The following is a 21692-nucleotide window of genomic DNA, read 5'->3' as shown; positions in this document are numbered from 1 at the left end:
GCACGCTGCTGGATGGCAGTTGTCCGGCCAACTGCCCCCGGGCGAGATCGAGTCGTGGACATTGAGATGAAGAGCAAGGCGCTCCGGCGCACCGCGACCGCCGTTGTCAGCGCTGCCACCGCCGCAGCCGTTCTGGGCAAGTTCGGCTGAGCGTGCGGGCCCTGGACGAGGTGCGGCACGCCGTCGGCGTGCTCAGAAGGCCGCGGGCGGACGACGCCGCGCCCTCGGCGCGCCGGCCGCCCGACCGACATCACGGCGCTGGCCGGCCGCAGCGGGCCTGCGGGAACGGGCCCGCCTCCTGGGTGGCGACCTGGCGGCCGGGCCCGTGCCCGGTGGCGGACGCGCGCCGTGGCCGGCCCCGGCCGGTCCGGCGCCGCCCGTCAGACGCATTCCGGTCGAGTGCCGCCGCGTGGGAGGCGAGTGACGTGCACCAGGCGTCGCCGCCGGGAGGAGAGTGACGCGCACCACGCGTCGCCGCCCGGACCGGCCGGTACGGCGACGGCGAGCACGTGGTCGACGAACGGTCATCACGTGGCCGGTAGTAGGGACGCGGCGGTGACGAAGCCCGGTGGGCCGCCTCGTGGAAGCCGGACGGGCCGCCTCGTAGAAGCCTCCGCCGCTTCAGCAGACCTGTCGCACGGGTCACAGGCGAGCCCATGCCCGTGACTGGAATGTCCGGTGATGTGCCACGCCGGGACCGGGGGCGGGGCACCGGGCCCGGCTCGAATTCGTTCATGGCCGGTTTGCGATCTGCCGGGCGCCCGGCGGCAGGTGAGATACAAGGTATCCGCGCGTAGACGGCTGCGGAGGTGCGCGTTCCTGTGCGGCTGCACGGTGCCTTGTGTGGAGGCCTGTGCAGTACCGGGCAGGAGCGCGGCACGCGGACCACACCAGCCGCACCGACCACACCGGTGCGCTGAGGCTGCCCGCGGAAAACCAGCCTTGATCCCATGAGAGAGGGAGCCCTTCATGGTGCCTGCGATGCCCGGAGAAGAACGCGAACGTTTCCTTGCCGGCCTCCACGTCGGCGTGCTGGGCGTCGCCGACGGTGACGACCGCGCGCCGCTGATCGTGCCCGTCTGGTACCGCTACGAGCCCGGCGGCGACATCGTCGTGCAGACCGGCCGGGAGACCGTCAAGGCGCGGCTGCTGCGCGCGGCGGGCCGGTTCAGCCTCTGCGTCCAGGACGAGAACCCGCCCTACCGGTACGTGAGCGTGGAGGGCCCGGTCACCGAGGTCAACGACCCCGTGGACCCGGGCGAGCGCGACGCCATCGCCCACCGCTACCTCGACCCCGAAGAGGCCCGCGCCTACCTGAAGTCCACCGCCGGCCAGCTCGCCGACGACATCACGTTCCGGATGCGCCCCCAGCGCTGGCGCACCGCCAACTTCGCCGCGTTCGCCGCCGAGTTCTCCGAGGCCGACCGGATCGACCGGGACGGGTGAGAGCCGTGAGATCTGACGGGCCCGCAGCGATCGAACCCTCTTCGGAAGTGAGCGCGTACTCATGGCAGACCTGCACGTCCCGGCGCACCCCGCTCCCCTTACCCCGCACGGCTATCCCAGGGAGCGCGGCCTCGCTGAACTGTTCACGGCACAGGCGGCCCAGCGGCCGCACGACCTCGCGGCCCGGCACCACGACCGCACCCTGACCTACGGTCAGCTCGCCGCCCGGTCCGACGCCTTCGCCGCCCGCCTGCTCGCCCACGGCATCGAGCCCGGGTCGCCGGTGGGCGTCTGCGGAAGCCGCTCCCTGGAGGCGCTCGTCGCCTTCCTCGGCATCCTCAAGGCCGGCTGCGCCTACGTGCCGCTCGACGAGGAGCTCCCGCCGGCCCGGCTGCGGGCCATGGCCGAGGACGCCGGGCTGCGGGCCGCCGCCGTCCTCCCCGGCAGCGGACGCCGCATACGCGGGCTGCTGACCTGGATCGAGGTCGACGCCGTCGAGGCGGAAGCGGTGCCCCTGAGCGCACCCACCGCCGCGGCCTCCGTCCCCGCGACCGCCCCCGTCCCCGCGACCGCCACCGACTGCGCCTACGTGATGTTCACGTCCGGGTCCACCGGCCGGCCCAAGCCCGTGGCGATACCGCACCGCGGCGTCGTCCGCCTGGTGCTCTCCGAGCCCGAACTGCCGCCGCCCGCCCCCGGCGACGGGGTCCTGCACGCCTACGGGCTCTCCTCCGACGCGTCCACCATCGAGATCTGGGGCGCGCTCCTCACCGGCGCCTGCCTCGTTCTCGCCGACCGCGAGGAACTGCTGTCCCCCGCGGCGCTGGAGGAGGTGTTCCACGCGCACGGCGTCACCGTGGCCTACCTGACCACCAGCGTCTTCCACCTCGTCGCGCGGAACCGGCCCCGCGCGCTCAAGCGGCTCCGCTTCGTCTCGGCCGGCGGGGAGGCCATGGACCCCGCCCTCGCCCGCGCCGTCCTGGAGGCCTGCCCCGACACCACGGTCGTCAACTTCTACGGGCCCACCGAGAACTCCGTGGTCTCCACGGCCCACATCCTGCGCACCCTGCCCGCCGACGCCACCAGCGTCCCCATAGGCCGCCCCTTCGGCGCCTCCACCTGCCACGTCCTGCGCCCCGACGGCTCCGCCGCGGCGCCGGGCGAGGAGGGCGAGCTGTACGTCGGAGGGGACGGCCTGGCCCTCGGCTACCCGGGGGACCCGGAGCTGACCGCCGCACGGTTCGTGCGCATGCCGGCCGCCGAGCCCCACGGCCTCCTGTACCGCACGGGCGACCGGGCCGTACGGACCGCCGACGGCACCCTGGAGTACCGCGGCCGGCTGGACCGCCAGGTGAAGCTGCGCGGCCACCGCATCGAACTCGACGAGGTCGAGGCCCGGCTGCGCGCCCACCCCGACGTCGGCGAGGCCGCCGTCGAGATTGAGGCCGACACCCTGACCGCCTACGTGACCCCGGCGGAACCCGGCCGGGCCCTGCCGCTCCCGGCGTTACGCGCGTACTGCGCGCAGTGGCTGCCCGCCCAGGCCGTCCCCGCGCTCGTGGCCAGGGAGTCCTTCCCCGTGACGAGCGGCGGCAAGATCGACCGCAGCCGGCTGGCGGCGGACGCGTCCCCCGGGGCCGCCGAAACCCCTGACGGCACACAGCCGCCCACTGACCCCGGCGTCGCCGGCCTCCTCGACGCGCTCGCCGAGGTGTGGCAGCTCGTGCTGCGCGTCCGCCCCGCGCCCGAGGACGACTTCTTCGCCCTCGGCGGCGACTCCCTCCTGGCCGCCGAAGCCGTCACCCGCACCCTGGCCGTGCTCCAGCTCGACGCAGGACTCGGCTCCACCCTGGTCAGGGCCCTGCTCGCGGCACCCACACTGGCGGGCTTCGTCGAATCCGTGCGCGAAGTACGTACCGGCGCCGCGCGCCGGGCCTCACCCGCCGACGCCGTCGACTTCCGCCGCGAGACCGAGCTCGGCTTCGTCCTCCCGCCCGCCGAAGGCCCGGCCCCCCGCCCCGGCCGGCCGGAGCACGTGCTGCTCACCGGCGCCACCGGGTTCGTCGGCGCCTTCCTCCTCGACCGGCTGCTGCGCGCCACCACCGCCCTCGTCCACTGCCCCGTCCGGGCGTCGAGCCCCGCGCACGCCGAGCGGCGCGTGAAGGCCGGCCTCCTGCGCTACGGCCTGCGCCCCGACGCCGCGGCCTGGCAGCGCGTACGGTGCTTCCCCGCCGACCTGGCCGCCCCCGGCCTCGGGCTGGCCCCCGGACACGCCGCCGAGCTGTCGCGCTCCCTGGACCTGATCGTCCACAACGCCGCCCGCGTCAACTTCCTCTACCCGTACGAGGCCCTGCGCCCGGCCAACGTCGACGGCACCCGCGAGATCGTCCGGCTCGCCGCGCCCCGGCGCGTCCCCGTCCACTTCCTGTCGACCGTCGCCGTCGTCGCGGGCTTCGGCACGGCCGGCGTGCGCACGGTCGACGAGGACCTGCCGCTGGACCACGCCGACGGGCTCACCATGGGCTACGCGGAGAGCAAGTGGGTGGCCGAAGGGGTGCTGCGCAGCGCGGCGGACCAGGGCCTGCCGACGGCCGTGTACCGGCCGTACGAGGTCACCGGCGACCGGCAGCACGGCGCCTGCAACACCGAGACGGCCATCTGCTCGCTGTTCAAGACCATCGCCGAGACGGGCCTGGCGCCCGACATCGACCTCCCGATGGACTTCGTGCCCGTCGACCACCTCGCCGAGGCCGTGGTCCACATCGCCACGCGGCGCCCGGCCACGGGGCGGGTCCACCACGTCACCAACCCCCGCCCGGCCACGCTGGCCGACGTCCTCGACCGCATGCGGGCGGCCGGCTTCGAGCTGCGGACGCTGCCGTACGGGCAGTGGGTCGGCGAACTCGTCCGCCACGTCGCCCGCAACCCCACCAGCCCCACGGCCCCGTTCGTCTCCCTGTGCGTCGACCGGAGCAACAAGGCCGACATCTCCGTGAAGGAGATGTACCTCAACGGCGTCTTCCCGGCCCTGGGGCGGCGCAACGCCGAGGAGGCGCTGGCCGGCAGCGGGCTGGAGTGCCCGCCGGTCGACGCCGCCCTCCTCGACCGCTACCTGGAGTACTTCTTCACCTCCGGCTACATCGCCCGGCCCGCACGCGCGGCCGCCGAGGAGGCATGACATGACCGACACGACAGCCGTCGAAGGAACGGGCGCCACCGGCGCCCTCATGCCCGTCCCGGCCTTCGACCCCGCCGACCCCGGCCCGCCCTGCGCCTACGCGCGCCTGCGCACCGAGCAGCCCGTCGTCAAGGCGCTCATGCCCAACGGCGAGACCGGCTGGCTCATCAGCCGCCACGAGGACGTGCGCGCCGCCTTCGCCGACCCCCGGCTCACCCGGCCCCTGCTCTCCGCCTGGCCGCCCCGCGAGGACGCCGACGCCCCGCCGCCGTGCCTGCCCACCTTCCTGGAGATGACCGGCGAGCACCACACCCGCGTCCGCCGCGCCGTCTCCCCGCTCTTCACCCGCCGCCGGCTGGAGTTCATGGCCCCGCGGATCCGGGCCGTGGCGGAGGAGCTGATCGACACCATGGTGCGCGGCTCCGGCGACCGGACGGGCGACCTCGTCGCGTCCTTCACCGAGCCCCTGCCGCTGCGGGTCCTGTGCGAGACGGTCGGCCTGCCGCACGAGGACCGCGACCTCTACCTGCCGCACACCCTCACCCTGCTCAGCGCCGCCGGCCTGCCCATGGAGGAGATCCTCGCGGCGCTCTACGCCCTCCAGGACTACGCGTCCGGCCTGATCGACCGCAAGGAGAAGGAGAGCAGGGAGGACGGAGAGGACGGAGAGGACGGAGAGGACTACGTGAGCCTCCTCCTCGCCGAGAGCCGCCGGGAGGGCGGCGACCTCACCCGCGACGACGTCGTCAGCTTCGTCGTCACCATGCTCATGGCGGGCTACAAGACCAACATCCAGCACACCGCGAACGCCCTGCTGGCGCTGCTCACCCACCCCGGGCAGCTCCGCCGGCTGCGCGACGACCCGGACGGCATCGACACCGCGGTGGAGGAACTGCTGCGGCACGTCCCGCTGATGAACGCCATCAACGTCCTCGTCGCCCTGGAGGACTTCACGCTGCACGGGCAGCGGATCCGCGCCGGCGACGCGGTCCTGCCGGTGATCGCCTCCGCCAACCGCGACCCGGACGCGTTCCCCGACCCCGACCGGCTCGACCTGACCCGTTCGCCCAACGCGCACACCGCGTTCGGCTACGGGCCCCACTACTGCACCGGGGCCCATCTCACCCGGCTCCAGCTGTCCGTCGCCCTGCGGGTGCTGCTGGAGAAGCTGCCGGCCCTGGAGCTCGCCGAGCCGGCGGACTCCCTGCCCTGGGACGAGACCACGCCGCTGCGCGCCCCGGCCCGGCTGCCGGTCCGCTGGTGACCCCCGCCCCGCCCGCTCCCCGAAAGGTTCCGCGCACCGTGTCCGCACCCGAACAGGCCCTGCCGCACTACCCCTTCAGCGACCGGGGCGACCGGCTCGCCCCCGAACTCCACGACCTCCGGAGCCGGTGCCCCGTGGCCAGGGTCCGCACCAACGCGGGCGGCGAGGCCTGGCTGGTCACCGGTTACGAGCTCGCCCAGCAGGTGCTGCGGGAGCGCAAGTTCGCCCGGTCGGTGCTGGGCGTCCCCGGCGGCCCGACCCAGGACGCCCCGATCCTCGCGCCCGAGCTGCTGGACGCCATGAACCACCTGCAGCGCGCCGGGCTGCGCGACGAGGTCCTGAAGGCGCTCGGCCGCAAGCAGCCCGACCTGCCGGCCGACTGGGTCGCCGGGATCACCGTCCAGGGCCTGGACGCCATGGTCCGCGAGGGCGCCCCCGGCGACCTCCAGCACCACTTCGCCGAATGGGTCGCCGCCCAGTGCATGTGCCGCCTGCTGGGCCTGCCCTTCGAGGACCGGCACTGGCTGGCCGTCCGCGCCGACCTCGACCTGACCATGAAGACGGCCACCGACGAGGAGCTCGCCCGGAACTGGGAGGAGCTCCGCGTCTACATGCAGGAGTACACCGCCGCCCGCCCGGCCGAGCCCCGCGGCCTCCTGGACCGCCTCGCCGACCTCAACGACCGCGAGGAGCTCGACGGCCGGCAGCAGGCGCTCGACGAGAAGCAGTTCTCGAACATCGCGGCCATGCTCTGGGTCACCAGCTACGAGGACTTCGCGAGCTTCCTCGGCGTCGCGGCCCTCAACCTCCTCCGGCGCCCGGAGCTCATGGACACCCTGCGCGCCCAGCCGGAGCTCATGCCCCGGTGCGTCGAGGAACTGCTGCGCTGCAGCGTCGTCCTCGGCAACGCCATCCCGCGCTTCGTCACGCAGGACGACAAGCTCGGCACGGCGGCCGTCAAGGAGGGGGACCTGATCCTGCTCTCCCTCGACGCCGTCAACTTCGACCCCGGCGTCTTCGACGACGCCGGGGACTTCGACCCCACCCGGTCGCCCAACCCGCACCTGCGCTTCGGCTACGGGCGGCACCACTGCCCGGGCGCGCACCTGGTCCGCCGCCAGTCCGAGACGGCGTTCCAGGCCCTGCTGGACCACCTGCCGGGCCTGCGCCTCGCGGTGCCGGCGGACGAGGTCCCGTGGGTGCCCAACCGCATGGCCATCATGCCCGCGGGGATGCCCGTCACCTGGTGATCCGGGCCTGGTGATCCGGGACGCCCCGTGCGGCGGCGGGAGCACTCCGCCGCCGCACGGGGTCACGGGCCGGCGCGTCAGCGCTTGGCGACGAACGCCCGGCCCGACTTGCTGCCGGCGGAACAGGACGCCTTCTCCTCGGCGGTCATCTTGCGGGACTTGACGACCACCGCGTTGCTCTTGCCGTCCGTGCCGTTGGCGGCCGGGCCGGTGATGGTGTCCGGCACGTACCAGTAGTAGTGGCCCCACTTCGGGCTGTCGTAGTGGGTCTGCCACGTGCCCGAGACGGTCTGCATGACCTGGGCGCGGGAGATCCAGCCGACCTCGCCGGGCTTCACCGTCATGTTCAGCGAGCTGTTCTCTTCGTGGTTGCTCGACCAGGTGTGGCCGTAGTTCGCGGTCACGCTGACGTCCACGATGCCCGCGATCTTGCCGCCGGCCGTGACGGAGACGCCGACGGAGTCCGACGACCCCACCGAGTCGGACCAGCCCATCGACTGCGTGGCGTCCGAGCTGCTGCAGTTGTAGAGCGAGTTGGACACCTGGCGGAACTCGCCGAGGAACGCCTTGCCGAGCACGGGGTCGTTGAAGCTGCACTTCCCCTCGCCGGACGAGCAGTCGGCTATGAGCTGCTTGCGCGTGGGCTGGTCGTCGGCGGCGGCCGGGGCGGCCATGGCCGCCATCAGCCCGAGTGCGGCCGCCGAAAGAGCCGCCAGTCTGGCGCCGTTGCGCATTGCCTGCTTGTTCAAAGTGATCTCCTGCCTCTCAACTCACGTGAGGGAACCACGGGTTCCATGGGGCGGAACCAGTGATTCCGGGGGGTGATCTTGAGGCTCGTGCATGGATTGGGTCAACAACACCAAGGATTGGTAAAGTTGTAGTTGATCTTGAAACGGTGCAGGACCTTATGCAACTGGTTGCAAAAGCGGCCCGGGGGCTCTAGAACTGGTACGACCGCACTGTGAGAAAGGCCCCCGATGAGCCCGTATCCGCACCTCATGAGCCCGCTCGACCTCGGGTTCACCACCCTCCCCAACCGCGTGATCATGGGATCGATGCACGTCGGGCTGGAGGAGGCCGAGCACGGCTTCGCGCGGATGGCCGCCTTCTACGCCGCCAGGGCCCGCGGCGGCGCCGGGCTGATCGTCACCGGCGGCATCGCCCCCAACGAGCGGGGACGCCCCTGGGCGGGCGGCGCCAAGCTGACCACCGCGGCCGAGGCCGAGGAGCACAAGGCCGTGACCGCCGCCGTCCACCGCGAGGGCGGCCGGATCGCGTTGCAGATCCTCCACTTCGGGCGGTACGCCCACCACGCCGGCCTCGTCGCCCCCAGCGCGATCCAGGCGCCCATCAGCCCGTACGTCCCGCACGCCCTCACCGGCGACGAGGTCGAGGAGACCATCGAGGACTTCGTGCGGACCGCCGAGCTCGCCCGGGATGCCGGGTACGACGGCGTCGAGATCATGGGCTCCGAGGGCTACCTGATCAACGAGTTCATCGCGGCCGCGACCAACCGGCGCACCGACCGCTGGGGAGGCCCGTACGAGAACCGGATCCGCTTCCCCCTGGAGATCGTCCGGCGCACCCGCGAGCGCCTCGGCCCCGGCTTCATCCTGATCTACCGGCTGTCGATGCTCGACCTCGTGCCCCAAGGATCCTCCCTGGCCGAGGTGATCACCCTCGCCAAGGAGATCGAGGCCGCCGGCGCCACGATCATCAACACCGGCATCGGCTGGCACGAGGCCCGGATCCCGACCATCGCCACGTCGGTGCCGCGCGGCGCGTACGCCTGGGTGACGAAGAAGCTCATGGGCTCCGTGTCCGTCCCCCTGGTCACCACCAACCGCATCAACACCCCCGAGCTCGCCGAGCGGCTCCTCGCCGACGGCCACGCCGACCTGGTGTCCCTGGCCCGGCCCTTCCTCGCCGACCCCGACTTCGTCGCCAAGGCGGGCGCCGGCCGGGCGGACGAGATCAACACCTGCATCGGCTGCAACCAGGCCTGCCTCGACCACACCTTCAGCGGCAGGATCACGTCCTGCCTGGTCAACCCGCGCGCCTGCCACGAGACCGAGCTCGTCCTCGCCCCCACCCGCCGCCGCAAGCGCATCGGCGTCGTCGGCGCGGGCCCCGCGGGCCTCGCCTTCGCGGTCTCCGCCGCCGAGCGCGGCCACGCCGTCACGCTCTACGACGCGGCCCCCGAGATCGGCGGGCAGCTCAACGTCGCCAAGCGCATCCCCGGCAAGGAGGAGTTCGAGGAGACTCTGCGCTACTACCGCACGCAGCTCTCCCTCCACGGCGTCGACGTCCGCCTGTCCACCCCCGTGACCGCCGCTGACCTCACGGCCGCCGCGTACGACGAGATCGTCCTCGCCACCGGCGTCACCCCCCGCACCCCGGACATCCCCGGCACCGGCCACCCCAGCGTGCTCGGCTACCTCGACGTCCTGCGCGACGGCGCCGAGGCCGGCGAGCGCGTCGCCGTCGTCGGTGCCGGCGGCATCGGCTTCGACGTCGCCGCGTACCTCACCGACAGCGGCGACGGCGCGAGCCTCGACCCCGAGACGTACTTCCGCCGCTGGGGCGTCGACACCGGCTACCGCGCGCCCGGCGGCCTCGGCGAGGCCGACCGGCCCGCGCCGCCCCGCACCGTGCACCTCCTCCAGCGCAAGGCCACCAAGGTCGGCGCCGGGCTCGGCAAGACCACCGGCTGGATCCACCGCACCGAGCTCAAGCACCGCGGCGTCACCATGACCGCCGGCGTCACGTACGACCGCATCGACGACGCGGGCCTGCACATCACCGTCGACGGCACGCCCACCGTCCTGCCCGTCGACACGGTCGTCCTCTGCACCGGTCAGGAGCCGCGCCGCGACCTGTACGAGGAGCTGCGTGCGGCCGGGCACAGCGTCCACGTCATCGGCGGCGCCGACGTCGCCGCCGAACTCGACGCCAAGCGCGCCGTACGCCAGGGAACGGAGCTCGCCGCGGAGATCTGACGCACGGCCGCCCGCATCCCCGTCCGGCGCTCCCGTCCGGTCCTTAGGATGCGGGCATGTCCCTCCCGCACGCGATCCTCACCGCGCTCCTCGAAAAGCCCTCCTCCGGGCTGGAGCTCGCCCGCCGCTTCGACAAGTCGATCGGCTACTTCTGGTCCGCCACGCACCAGCAGATCTACCGGGAGCTGGGCAAGCTCGAACAGGCCGGCCTGATCCGGGCCCTGCCCGCCGCCGCCCCGGCGCGCGGGCAGAAGAAGGAGTACGAGGTCCTGCCCGCCGGCCGGGCCGCGCTCACCTCGTGGGTCGCCGAGGCCGACGACCCCCGGCCCGTCCGCGAACCCCTCCTGCTGCGCATGCGCGCCGCGGCCGTCGTGGGCACGGCCGGCCTGGCGGAGGAGCTGCGGCGCCACCTGGACCTGCACCGGCGCCAGCTGGCCGAGTACCGGGCGATCGAGGAACGCGACTTCCCGCCGGAGCGCGACAGCGAGGAGGACCGGCTGCGCCACGCGGTGCTGCGCGGCGGCATCGGCCTGGAGGCCTTCTGGACGGAGTGGCTCACCGAGGCGCTCACGGCGGTGGGGGAGCGACCGGTGGGGGAGCGGCCGGAGGGGGAGCAGGGGAACGGCCGGGCCTGAGGACCAGGCCGTCGGCACCGATGGTGCCGCTCGTCACCAGCGCCTGCTCCGCCGTCACGTCCGTCATGAAGACGAACGGCGGCGCAACCGGCGGAACGGGCAGCCGGTCCGGCGTGAACGTGAGGCAGAGGGCGCCCTGGACGCAGCCGGTGAGGCGGGTGAGGTACAGCGTCACCTGCCCGCCGAGCCTCAGCTCGTCGGCCGACAGGGCCAGTTCGGCGCCGCCGCCGTCCCGCGTCCGCAGCCGGTAGTCCCGCAGGGACGCCGCCCGCATGGTCAGCACCATCGCCCTGCGCGGGCCGCCGGCGGTCGGCACCTCGGCGACGCGGGCGAGCGTGAAGCCGTCCGGGGCGAAGCGGGTCGTGGTCACGGTCGGCGGCGTGCGCGGGGCGATCACGGGGCCGGGGGCCCGCGGGGGAGGGCCGGGCGCGGGGAGGGCGGTCGCCGCGAGGAGCACGAAGGGGAGGCCGATCGCCAGGGCCTTCTGCGGCGGGTGCCCCAGCGGTTCGCCGGGCTGTGAAGGCTGCTCCGGGGGTTCTTCCCGCGGCCGTTCCGGGGTCCACGCGAAGCCCATCGCGCCGCCCGCGATCCCCAGCAGCATGCCGGCGAAGAACCCGCCCAGGTTCGTCACCGCGAAGGACAGCACCGACAGGATCACCGCGTGCATCCCGACGTAGTGCCGGGTGTGCGGCAGGAACCACAGGAACAGGCCCGCCGCGACGAGCGCGGCCCCGATGCCGAGCGCGGCGATGCCCCCGAGCCCCAGGCCGACCAGGACCGACACGGGTGCCAGCGGCACGGCGGCGATCTCGGCGCCGGCGAGGACGAGCAGCGCGCCGGCCCAGAACGGCCGGGTCCGCCGCCAGGCCGGAAACCTGGTCGGCCGCCAGGCCGGGAACCGGGCCCGCCGCCGGGTCAGAAACACGCCTTGCCGTTCAGGTTCACGTCCAGCGACAGTCCCTTGAGCTTGAAGTCGCCCCCGGTGGCGGACCGGGCGTGCGACTGGACCCTGGACACCGACACCTCCGAGGCCTGCAGCCCGAACTGCCCGGCCTCGCCCCGCATCCCGGGCACGGTGTCCAGCGTGGAGGCGTCCCGGCCGATCTGCACCTGACCGAAGGCGGCGTCCCCGACCAGGTCCTCGCTGTCGAGGACCAGATTGCTCGCCCTGACCTCCCCCGCCCTGCCGCCGGCCGTCAGCTTGAACACCACCGTGCCGAGCGGCGTGCCGACCTGGGCGGACTGGCAGATGTCGGAGAGCGTCGCGTCGCCGATGCCGAGCAGCGCGACCGGGTGGCCCGCGCCGTCCGCGGACCGGTCGACCTGGACGTACGAGGCGAGGCCCTTGCTCGTCAGCTTGCCCGACGACACCTGGAACGCCGCACCCGAGACGGCGAACGACGACGCCAGCACGCCCTCCGCCATGCCGACGGCCAGGACGACGACGGCCGTCAGCGCCGGTACGGCGACGACGGCTGCCTTCTTCCAGGAGGTTTTGCCCTCGGGTGGGTTCATGCCCGGCTCCTTCTCAAGTGGTGGCGGCGACGAGGAAGTTCATGGCCGCCTTCAGGTAGGCGAGGTCGATGGGCGCGGGCGCGGCCAGGCCGGGCAGCACCTCGTGCAACGGGGGGTGGCCGTCGGCCCGGCTGCGCCAGTCCCGGCGGAGGAAGTTCGCCAGCATCGGGTTGATCTCCCGCTCGATGAGGTTGGGACGGTCGACCGCGGGCTGCAGCACCAGCTCGACGCCGGGGACGAGTGCGCCCACGGCGTCGACCAGCAGGGGAGCGGGCGTCTCCACGGGGTGGACCAGGTGGTACGTGGAAGCGCCCGGCGGATGGTGCAGGGCGGCCAGGCGCAGCACGGCGTCGACGACGTACTCGACGGGGACGATGTTCATGTGGGAGGCCGGGTCGCCCAGGAGGCGCAGGCGGACGCGGGGCAGCCCGGGCCGCCGGTGCAGGACGATGCGCCGCAGCAGCGGCGGGGCCTGTCCGATCAGGTCGGTCAGACCGGTGCCGAGCGTGGACAAGGGCTGCTGTGCGGCGTCGGCGGGCAGCGGCCGGTCGGTGGCCAGGAGGCTCGGGCGCAGGATCAGGGCGGGCCGCTGCCGGCTCGTGGCCCAGTCCCGTACGACGGCCTCGGCCCGCCGCTTGGTCCTCTCGTAGCCGGTGACGGCTTCGAGGGCGGAGGGCAGGCGCTGCCCGTTCGCGGGCCCGGTGTCCGGGCCGGTGGCCACGTAGGCGGTGCTGAAGTACAGCAGGGGGACGTGGGCGGGGGAGCGGTCGGCGAGTTCGGTGAGCCGGCGGGTGCCGGTGATGTTGACGGGGGCGAGGCTTTCCTCGGTGTCGATCAGGGACAGGGCGGCGGCGCAGTGCCAGACCGCTTCGGCTTCCCCGGCGAGGCGGTCGTGGTCCGCGGGCTTCAGGCCCAGCCCGGGTCCGGTGAGGTCGACGGGCACGGCCGTCAGCCGTTCGCGCGCGGCGGCGAGTTCGCCGTCGCCGGCGCCGCAGGCCCGCAGCGCGGCCTCCAGCCGGGCGGCCAGGGGCCGCCCGGCGCCGTCGCGGCCGAGGGCCGCCACGGACCGGCCGCCGGCGAGCAGGGCCCGCAGCAGCCGGGAGCCGAGGAAGCCCGTGGCGCCGGTGAGGACGACGGTCACGCCCCGCTCCTCCCGGGGGCCGCGGCCCTGAGGGGGAGCGTGCCGGGCAGCGCGCCGGGCAGGGAGGGCAGCCCCTCGGGCAGGGTGCCGGAGCGGGCCTGCTTGAGGAGGTGGGGCAGGACGGTCTCGGTGATGCCGTGGATGGACCCGTCGGAGTGCAGCAGTTCCATGACCGGCACCTCCTGGTTGAGGTGCTTGCGGAACTTGGCGAGCATTTCCATGCCCATGAGCGAGTCCATGCCGTACTGCTGCAGCGGCCGGTGCCGGTCGACCTCCTCCGGGGGCATGTGCAGGGTGTCGGCGACCATGGACGTGATGAGGTCCTCGACGATGACGAAGGCCTCTTCGTGGCTCGCGCCGGCGAGTTGTTCGAGGAGCTCTTCCAGGCGCCAGGTGGCGCCCTCGACCGTGAGCGGCAGGACGGCGGCGAACCGGGAGCTGCTCACCGACGGGGCGACCACGGCGAGCCTGCCCCAGTCGAGGCGGGCGAACGCGGCCCAGTCCGTCCCCCGGTCGAGCAACTCCTCCAGCGCGTCCAGGGCTTCTTCCGGACCGAGGGGTGCGACACCGCCGGCGCTGAGCACGGGGACCAGCTCGTTGCGGGCGACATAGCCGACGCGGTCGATGGCGCCCCAGCCCACGGCCAGGCCGGGACGGCCGGCCGCCCGGCGCGCCCGTACGAGAGCCTCCATGGCCAGGTTGGCCGCCACGTAGGAGGCCTGGTGCGGGACCCCGAACGCTGCGCCGACCGAGGAGTAGACGATGAACTCCGCCTGCGGGCACAGCTCGTCCAGGAGCAGGGCACCCGCCCACTTGGGGGCGAGGACGGCGCGGACGCGCTCGTCGGTGAGCTCCGTCAGCGCGTCGTCGTCGAGGTGCATGGCGGCGTGCACGACGCCCCGCACCGGCCGGCCGTCCGCTTCGAGGCCCGCCAGCAGCTCCCGCACCGCCTCCGCGTCGCTGATGTCGACGGCGTGTGCCCGCACGTCGGCGCCCTGCCCGCGCAGGGCGGCGAGCAGTTCCCCGGCCTCGGGGGCGTCCTCGCCCCGGCGGCTGACGAGGTCCAGCGTGCGGACGCCGCGCGCGGCGAGGCGGCGGGCGGTCGCTCCGCCGAAGCCGCCCAGGCCCCCGGTGACGAGCCAGGTCCCGTCGTCCGCGGGCCGCGGGGGACGAGGAGTGCGGTGGACGGGAACGGGCTCGTCGAACGTGATCACGATCTTGCCCATGTGCTTGGAGTGCTGCAGGAGCCGGAACGCCTCCTCGACGCGGTGGGCGGGGTAGGCCAGGTGGGGCAGCGGCACGTAGTCGCCGGCGTGGACGTGCGCCAGGACCTCGTCGAACACCGCCTCGACGTGGTCGGGGGCCTGCCAGACCAGGTTGGCGGCGTCCACGACGCAGAGCGTGGTGTTGGGGGCCAGCGCCTTCTGCAGCATCCGCTGGTTGGTCAGCACGTCCCGCTTGCCGATCTCGATGAACCGTCCGCAGGGTGCCAGGAGTTCGCGGGTGCGCGCCGCCGCTTCGCCGCTGAGCGAGTTGAGCACGACGTCGACGCCCCGCCCGCCCGTGTGCGCGCGGATCGCTTCGGCGAAGGCGTGGGTGCGTGAGTCCAGGGCCAGTTCGGCCCCGAGGACGAGCGCCAGGTCCCGCTTGGCGGGGCTGCCCGCCGTGGCGATGACCCGGGCACCGACGAGATCGGCGTACTGCGCCGCGGCCAGGCCGACGCCCCCGGCGGCGCCGTGGACGAGGAGCGTCTCGCCCGGCTGGAGGCGGGCGAGGTGCTTGAGACCGTGCTGGACGGTGAAGAACACCGCCGGCAGGGTCGTCGCCTCGGCGAAGGACATGCCGTCCGGGACCGGGCGCACGGCGATGGCCGGGAGCCGCACATGGGAGGCGAAGGCCCCGGGGAGCAGGCCGAACACCCGGTCGCCCGCCGCCAGGTCCGTGACCCCCTCGCCCACGGCGGTGACCACACCGGCGCCTTCCAGGCCGAGGTACAGCTCCGACGAGACGCCGTCCTCGGCCACCGGCGGCAGCAGCCCCGTCGCGACCATCACGTCGCGGTAGTTGAGCGCCGCGGCGCGCATCGCGACCACCACCTCCCCGGTTCCCGGTTCCGTGACGGCCGTCTCGGTCCAGCGCAGCCCGTAGGCCAGGCCTTGGTCCTGCACGTGCAGCCGGTAGCGGACCTCGCTGCCGGGCCCGGCGGTCTCCGTGGGCGGTGCGGCCGGCTCCAGGCGGTGGACGAACCGGCCGCCCCGGGTCAGGACGACCTCCTCCTCGGCCTCCCCGGACCCCTCGCCGTCCGCGTCCTGTCCGCCCTCGGGCCGGGCGGCGAGGAGCTCGCGGGCCAGCCGTGCCGCGTCCTCGGCCGGCTCGGGCCCGTGGTCGAGGGAGACGCGCCGCACCTCCAGCGTCAGCGGTGACTCACTGGCGAGCGTACGGGCCACGCCCCACGCGGCGGCATGGCCGGGGAAGAGCGGCCGTTCCGGGGCGGGCAGGGCCCCGCTGGGGTGGGTGACCAGGACGACGTGGCGCTTCGCCGTCTCCTGCGGCGTCTGCCCGGCCACGGCGAGGGCCAGGGACCGCAGCGCGGAGGCCCGTCGTACGGCCAGCTCCGTACAGGCGCCGGGGTCGCCCTCGGCGGCCAGGTCCGCGGCGGAGCCCAGCATCAGCACCACCGCCGCGGACGGTGCCTGCCGGAACAGCTCCGACCACTTTTCCGGTCCCTCCGGCAGGGGCACGACGCGTGCCGCCGAGCAGCCCGCGGCGGCGAGCTCCGCCGCCACCTGCGCGCCCAGCGCGCCCTCGGCGGCGTCCTCGGCGACGAGGACCCAGGAGTCCCGGGCGGGCGGCCCCGCGGGGACGACGACCGGAGGGGCGTCGTCCGCCGCCGGAGTACGGGCGAGGAGAACCGAGAAGTGCTCGCTCGCGGGTGCTTGCGCGGCGCCCAGCTGGACCACGTCCTGGTAGCCGCACCCGGTCAGCACGCCCGGCCACTGCTCGCGGGGCAGCACGACGCTGCCGGGACGGAGCCCGGGGTCGAGCGTCTCCCAGAAGTCGCCCAGCGTGGCGAACAGCAGCGCCACGGCCTCCGGGGCGTGGAGTTCCAGTGCCAGCAGATGGCCCCCCGGGGCGGTGACCCGCGCCAGCCGCCGCAGCGCCGCCCGCAGGTCGGTGGCCGTGTGCAGGGCGAACCCGGCGACGACGACGTCGAAGGAGCCTTCGGCGAAGCCCTGGTCCTCCGGCTCGGCGTCCAGGTCGAAGACGCCGTACGTCACGCAGGGGTGGTCGCCGAACCGTGCCTGGGCCGGAGGGAAGAACGCGGCGGAGACGTCGCTGAACACGTACCGGACGCGGTCGTCCAGCAGCGGGATGAGGCGCGCGGCCAGCCCGCCCGTACCCGCGCCCACCTCCAGGACGCGCAGCGGCCTGCCGGCGGGCCAGGCGCGGAGCAGCTTGCCCAGCAGCTCGGCGGCCATCCGGTTGTGGAACGCGCACGGAGGGTTGATGTCGTAGTACTGCTGGATCAGCTCCGGGCCGCTGTCCTGGAACAGCAGCTCCAGCGGGTCCCGCCGCCCGCACAGGAGATCCGGCAGGTGCCTGGCGAAGCGCAGGTTGAGGGCCTGTGCCGGGAGGTAGTCGGCGAGCCGGGAGACCTCGCGCGCGCCGGGTGCCTCGCCCGTCCGCAGCAGTCGCCAGCCCTCCCCGGCGGGCTCCAGCAGCCCTTCCTCCTCCGCCATGCGCGCCAGCAGCCGCACCAGCTTCTCGTGCTGCGGGAGCAGCCCCGCCGCGAAGAGCCCGCCGAGCGTGATGTCCTCCTGGCCCGGCAGCAGTTGCGTGAACACCCTGACCGCGCTGATCCCTGTGAGACGCCGCAGGAAGGTGTGGGCCTCCCCGTACCGTTCGATCAACGGGCCCTTCCGCAACCGCTCCAGTTCCTCCTCCGCCGCCGCGGCCAGCTCGCCCGGCGACGGCGGCACCCACGCCGGCACGGGCTGACCGCGCAGCGGCGCCGCGCGCAGCACCGAGACGTACGTCTCGCCGCGGTCCCCGGCCGGCAGAGGCAGCCGCTGCAGGCGGCAGCCGGTCAGCTCCAGCGCGGGCGCGCCGTCCTCGCCCGCGACCGTGATGTCCCACACCACCTCCCGCGAGCTGCGCGAGCGCTGCCGCACGTGCACCAGCCCGTCCACCGGCGGCTGCGCCCACACGCGGACGCTGTCCACCGCCGACGGCAGGAAACCGGTCTCCGCGTCCACCAGCAGCGGCGCCCCCGCCTGCAACGCCCCGTCGAGCAGCGCCGGGTGGACCACGTACCCGCCGTAGCCGTCGTCCGGCGGGTCGCAGTGGTACGCGGCGAGGACCTCGCCGTAGCCGGTGTGCAGCTCGCGCAGCACCCGGAACGCCGGGCCGTACTCCAGGCCGGCCGCGGCCACCGCGGCGTAGTGCTCCTCGCCGGTGACACGGCCCGTCATCCGCTCGCGCACCTCCGTCACGTTCACCGGGCCGGGCCGCGCGGCCGCCAGACGCCGTACCCGGCCGCGGGCGTGCAGCCGCCAGCCGCCCGTGTCGCCCGTGCGGCTGGCGACGCGCACGATGCCGTCCTCGTCCGACAGCGACGTCTGCAGGCGGACGTCCATCGCCGCGTCCCACGTCAGCGGCAGCGCGCGGGTGATCTCCAGGTCGCCGGCCTCGGCCGGGCCGCCGAGCGCCTCCCGCCCGGCGGCCAGCGCCAGCTCCACGAACCCCGTGGCCGGCATGACCACGGCCCCGGCGACGCGGTGGTCGGCCAGCCACGGGGTACGGGCGCGCTCGACGGGCGCGTGCCAGGTGGGCTCCAGCACGGGGGCGCGCTCGCCCAGCAGCGGGTGCACCAGCACGCCGTCGCCACTGGTGCGGATCCAGTGTTCCGGAGTGCCGTGCCAGTACGGCTCCCGCTGCCACGGGTAGGGAGGCAGACCGGTGACCGCGCCGGGCCGCGGGAACCAGCGGTCCGTGCCGCTCGCGTCCCCTGCCGCCAGCAGCCGCAGGGCGGCCCGGCGTACGGCCGCGCCGTCGCGCCGGTCCCGGGTAACGGGGGAGACGACGGGGAACGGGCCGCCCGGGGTATCGGCGGCGATACGGTTCAGCGCGCCGGACAGGCCCGGGTGCGGGGCGATCTCCACCACCGCCGCGAGCCCCGCCCCTGCCGCCCGCGCCACCGCGTCCGCGAACCGCACCGGCCGGCGGGCGTTGTGCCACCAGTACGCGGCGTCCAGCTGCCCGCCGACGACGCGCTCGCCCGTCACCGTGGAGTACATCGGCAGGCGCGGCTCGCGGGAGACGAGCCCGGCCAGCCCCGCCCGCAGCGGCTCCTCGATCACGTCCATCGCCGCGCTGTGGAAGCCGTGGTCCACGTCGAGCTCGCGGAACGGCACGTCCCGCCCGGCCAGTTCGCCGGCCAGGTCCCTCAGCGCGCCGGGCTCCCCGGACACCGTCACGTCCCGGGCGCTGTTCACCGCGGCGACCTCCAGCCGCCCGCCGTACCCGGCGATCGCCTCCGCCGCCTCCTGCTCGCTCAGCCCGACCGCGGCCATCCGCCCCGTCCCGGCCGTCCCGGCCTGCGCCCGGCTGCGCTCGGCGACCACGCGCGCCGCGTCCGCCAGGTCCAGCGCCCCGCAGACGTACGCCGCCGCGACCTCGCCGACGCTGTGTCCCAGCACGGCGGCGGGGACGGCCCCGTACTCACGCAGCAGCGCGACGAGCCCCAGCTGGAAGGCGAAGAGCGCGGGCTGGGCGAAGGCGGTGTCGGCCATGCGGCCGGCGTGGTCGGCCTCGCGCCCGCGGGCCGAGTTCGCCGAGTTCGCCGCGTCGGCCGCGTCCGCGGCGACTGCGGCGACTGCGGTTGCGCCGGGCGTGCATGCCACGCCGGTGGCTGCCCCAGGCGCGCTCGCTACGCAGGCAGCCGGGGCAGACCCGTTCCCCGCGTCTGCGGCGGCCGGGGCGGAGCCGTTTGCGGTGTCCGCCTCCGCGCGGAGCGCGCTCTCTGCGCCGGCGGCCGGGGCGGAGCCGTTCTCCGTACGTGCTTCCCCGCGGGGCACGCTCTCCGTGTCTGTCTCCGTGCGGGGCGCGTTCTCCGCGTCTGCGGCGGCCGGGGCGGAGCCGTTCTCCGTACGCGCTTGCCCGCGGGGCACACTCCCTGCGTCTGCGGCCGGGGCGGAACCGGCCTCCGTGTCCGCCTCCCCGCGGGACGCGTCCCGCGCCCCCGCCGCCAAGAGCTCCGCCACCGACCAGCCCAGCAGCGGTTCCAGATGGTGGTCCGCCTCTTCGACCGCCCTGCGGAACGCCGGCTCCTGCGCCATCAGGGCCGCGCCCATGCCGGCCCACTGCGTGCCGTTGCCGCAGAAGACGAACGCCACGCCGCCCGTGGGCGGGCGCTCGGCGTGCACCGAGGCGGCCGCCAGCGCGTTCTCGTCCGCCGCGAGGGCCCTCAGCTGGGCCGCCGCCTCGTCCGGGCCGTCGGCCAGGACGGCCGCGCGGTGCGGGTGCCGCGTCCGCCGGCGGGACGCGGTCCAGCACACGTCGTAGAACTCCCGGCCGTCGGCGCCGTCCAGCCGCCCCGCGACCGCGCGGGCCGTCTCCGACAGCGCCTTGAGGGTGCGCGCGGACACCACGATCGGCAGCGGCCCCCGCCGCGCGGGCGGCGCCGTACGCTGCCGCGGCGGTGCCGCGCCCAGCACCACGTGCGCGTTCGCGCCGCCGAAGCCGAAGCTGTTCACCCCCACCGCACCGCCGTCACCGCAGGCCGCCACGGGCCGCATGCTGCCGACCGGGGAGAGGTTCAGCCCGGCGAAGTCGATCTGCGGGTTGAGGGGTTCGCCGTGCAGCGAGGCCGGGATCCGGCCGTGCCGCAGCACCAGCATCCCCTTGAACAGGCCCGCCATCCCCGAAGCGGGCTCCGCGTGGCCCATGTTGGTCTTCACCGAGCCGATGGGCAGCGGCCCGTTCGTCCGCCGCAGGCCCAGCGCCTCGCCGACCGCCCGGCACTCCAGGGGGTCGCCCACCGGCGTGCCCGTGCCGTGGGCCTCGAAGTAGAGCACCTGGTCGGGGCCGGTCCCGGCCTGCTCGTACACCTCGTGCAGCAGGCGCTGCTGCATCTCCGTGCTCGGCACGGTCATCCCGGAGGTGTTGCCGTCGCAGTTGGCGCCGCTGGCCGTGATGACGGCCTGCACCCGGTCGCCGTCCGCCAGCGCGTCGGAGAGCCGTTTCAGCACCACCATCCCGCCGCCCTCGGCCCGGACGTAGCCGTCGGCCCCGGCGGAGAACGTCGCGCAGCGCCCGCGCGGCGAGAGCATCAGGGCGCGCGAGAAGCCGATGAAGTGGTGCGGGCTGAGGAGCAGGTTCGCGCCGCCCGCGAGGGCGACCCGGCTGCGCCCCGAGCGCAGCGTCTCGCAGGCCTGGTGCACGGCGATGAGCGAGGAGGAACAGGCGGTGTCCACGGCGATGCTGGGGCCGCGCAGGTCGAAGACGTACGACAGCCGGTTCGCCGCGATCGACAGGGCGGAACCGCTCATCGCGTACGCGGTGATCTCCTCGGGGCGGGCCATCTGCAGCCCGCCGTACGACATGTCGCTGATGCCGACGAAGACGGCCGTGTCGGAGCCGGCGAGGCCCGCCGCGTCGACGGCCGCGTCGTCCAGCGCCTCGGCCGTCATCTCCAGCAGCATCCGCTGCTGCGGGTCCATGTGCGTGGCCTCGCGCGGCGAGATGCCGAAGTACTCGGGGTCGAAGCCGGAGACGTCCCCGAGATAGCCGCCGGCCATCGTGTACGCCTTGCCGCGGCGTTCCGGGTCGGGGTCCAGGAAGCGGGCCGGGTCCACCCGGCCCTCCGGCGGGCCCGCGCTGATCAGGTCTCTTTCCTCGGCGAGGGCCGTCCACAGGCCGTCGAGGCCGGTGATGCCGCCGGGGAGGCGGCAGGCCGCGCCCACGACGGCGACGGGTTCGTGCGGGGCGGCGGGCGGCGGGGCGAAGGGCTCCATGGTCACTCCTGCACGGTGCCGGGGGTTTTCCGGCCCGTGCGGCCCGGGCCGGAACATGAGGCATTTCCGGCTCCGCGGCGAATAGTGAACTGCCTTGCACTTTCACTCATTTGATACGTGGAGCAGCGCCCGAAACCGGAGCGGCGAAGCAGCCCGGCCCCGCCCGTCACGCCCCCCGCGCCCGTCTCGGAAACCCGGGGAGCCCGGCCGGCGCGGGCCCCGTTGTAAGGTGCGGAGACAGCCCTTGAC

Annotated in this window: 11 protein-coding genes; 6 read left to right on the top strand and 5 right to left on the bottom strand. The window is 74.6% G+C overall.

Going from position 1 to position 21692, the window contains the following annotated elements:
- Positions 1–981 precede the first annotated feature (981 nt).
- The 4 genes from IF61_RS0105185 (at position 982) to IF61_RS0105170 (ending at position 7138) form a co-directional block, all read left to right on the top strand.
- Positions 982–1446, top strand: a complete 465-nt coding sequence (locus IF61_RS0105185) for a pyridoxamine 5'-phosphate oxidase family protein (protein WP_245684404.1) — start codon at positions 982–984, stop codon at positions 1444–1446.
- A 61-nt stretch (positions 1447–1507) separates the two neighbouring features.
- On the top strand, positions 1508–4624 hold the full coding sequence (locus tag IF61_RS0105180; protein WP_052392410.1) for an amino acid adenylation domain-containing protein: 3117 nt from the start codon (positions 1508–1510) through the stop codon (positions 4622–4624).
- A 1-nt stretch (position 4625) separates the two neighbouring features.
- Entirely contained in the window at positions 4626–5888 is a 1263-nt protein-coding gene (locus IF61_RS0105175; RefSeq protein ID WP_030365036.1) for a cytochrome P450 family protein, read from the top strand.
- 38 nt (positions 5889–5926) lie between these two features.
- The gene (locus IF61_RS0105170; RefSeq protein WP_030365035.1) at positions 5927–7138 is read left to right on the top strand and encodes a cytochrome P450; all 1212 of its coding nucleotides are present in this window, start codon (positions 5927–5929) and stop codon (positions 7136–7138) included.
- A gap of 77 nt (positions 7139–7215) precedes the next feature.
- Here IF61_RS0105170 and IF61_RS0105165 read toward each other — a convergent pair whose 3' ends face one another.
- The gene (locus tag IF61_RS0105165; RefSeq protein WP_245684403.1) at positions 7216–7887 is read right to left on the bottom strand and encodes a hypothetical protein; all 672 of its coding nucleotides are present in this window, start codon (positions 7885–7887) and stop codon (positions 7216–7218) included.
- A 228-nt stretch (positions 7888–8115) separates the two neighbouring features.
- On the opposite strand from IF61_RS0105165, the gene IF61_RS0105160 reads away from it, so the two are divergent.
- Both IF61_RS0105160 and IF61_RS0105155 read left to right on the top strand, forming a co-directional pair.
- Entirely contained in the window at positions 8116–10137 is a 2022-nt protein-coding gene (locus tag IF61_RS0105160) for an oxidoreductase (protein WP_030365033.1), read from the top strand.
- A gap of 56 nt (positions 10138–10193) precedes the next feature.
- Positions 10194–10772 (top strand): PadR family transcriptional regulator, encoded by a 579-nt coding sequence (locus IF61_RS0105155; protein WP_030365032.1) that lies wholly within the window; start codon positions 10194–10196, stop codon positions 10770–10772.
- Here the strand turns inward: IF61_RS0105155 and IF61_RS0105150 are convergent.
- From IF61_RS0105150 to IF61_RS0105135, 4 genes are read right to left on the bottom strand one after another with little or no spacing between them, the layout of a single operon-like run.
- Positions 10705–11697 (bottom strand): DUF6114 domain-containing protein, encoded by a 993-nt coding sequence (locus IF61_RS0105150; protein WP_052392409.1) that lies wholly within the window; start codon positions 11695–11697, stop codon positions 10705–10707. The genes IF61_RS0105155 and IF61_RS0105150 overlap by 68 nt on opposite strands.
- Positions 11688–12287 (bottom strand): DUF6230 family protein, encoded by a 600-nt coding sequence (locus tag IF61_RS0105145; protein ID WP_030365030.1) that lies wholly within the window; start codon positions 12285–12287, stop codon positions 11688–11690. Before IF61_RS0105145 ends, IF61_RS0105150 begins: the two co-directional genes overlap by 10 nt.
- A gap of 13 nt (positions 12288–12300) precedes the next feature.
- The gene (locus tag IF61_RS0105140) at positions 12301–13428 is read right to left on the bottom strand and encodes an SDR family oxidoreductase (protein ID WP_052392408.1); all 1128 of its coding nucleotides are present in this window, start codon (positions 13426–13428) and stop codon (positions 12301–12303) included.
- Positions 13425–21443 (bottom strand): type I polyketide synthase, encoded by an 8019-nt coding sequence (locus IF61_RS0105135; protein ID WP_052392407.1) that lies wholly within the window; start codon positions 21441–21443, stop codon positions 13425–13427. The genes IF61_RS0105140 and IF61_RS0105135 overlap by 4 nt, the downstream gene beginning before the upstream one ends.
- Positions 21444–21692 lie beyond the last annotated feature (249 nt).

This window comes from Streptomyces roseoverticillatus (assembly GCF_000719265.1).
GTDB classification, from domain to species: domain Bacteria; phylum Actinomycetota; class Actinomycetes; order Streptomycetales; family Streptomycetaceae; genus Streptomyces; species Streptomyces roseoverticillatus.
The sequence above is the reverse complement of the archived record's forward strand: the minus strand, read 5'-3'. Positions and strand labels throughout refer to the sequence as shown.

What these genes read in the sequence shown, in the direction of transcription:
- IF61_RS0105185 (WP_245684404.1), top strand. Translation starts at nt 982, where the DNA reads ATGCCCGGAGAAGAACGCGAACGTTTCCTTGCCGGCCTCCACGTCGGC.
- IF61_RS0105180 (WP_052392410.1), top strand. Translation starts at nt 1,508, where the DNA reads ATGGCAGACCTGCACGTCCCGGCGCACCCCGCTCCCCTTACCCCGCAC.
- IF61_RS0105175 (WP_030365036.1), top strand. Translation starts at nt 4,626, where the DNA reads ATGACCGACACGACAGCCGTCGAAGGAACGGGCGCCACCGGCGCCCTC.
- IF61_RS0105160 (WP_030365033.1), top strand. Translation starts at nt 8,116, where the DNA reads ATGAGCCCGTATCCGCACCTCATGAGCCCGCTCGACCTCGGGTTCACC.
- IF61_RS0105155 (WP_030365032.1), top strand. Translation starts at nt 10,194, where the DNA reads ATGTCCCTCCCGCACGCGATCCTCACCGCGCTCCTCGAAAAGCCCTCC.
- IF61_RS0105145 (WP_030365030.1), bottom strand. Translation starts at nt 12,287, where the DNA reads ATGAACCCACCCGAGGGCAAAACCTCCTGGAAGAAGGCAGCCGTCGTC.
- IF61_RS0105135 (WP_052392407.1), bottom strand. Translation starts at nt 21,443, where the DNA reads ATGGAGCCCTTCGCCCCGCCGCCCGCCGCCCCGCACGAACCCGTCGCC.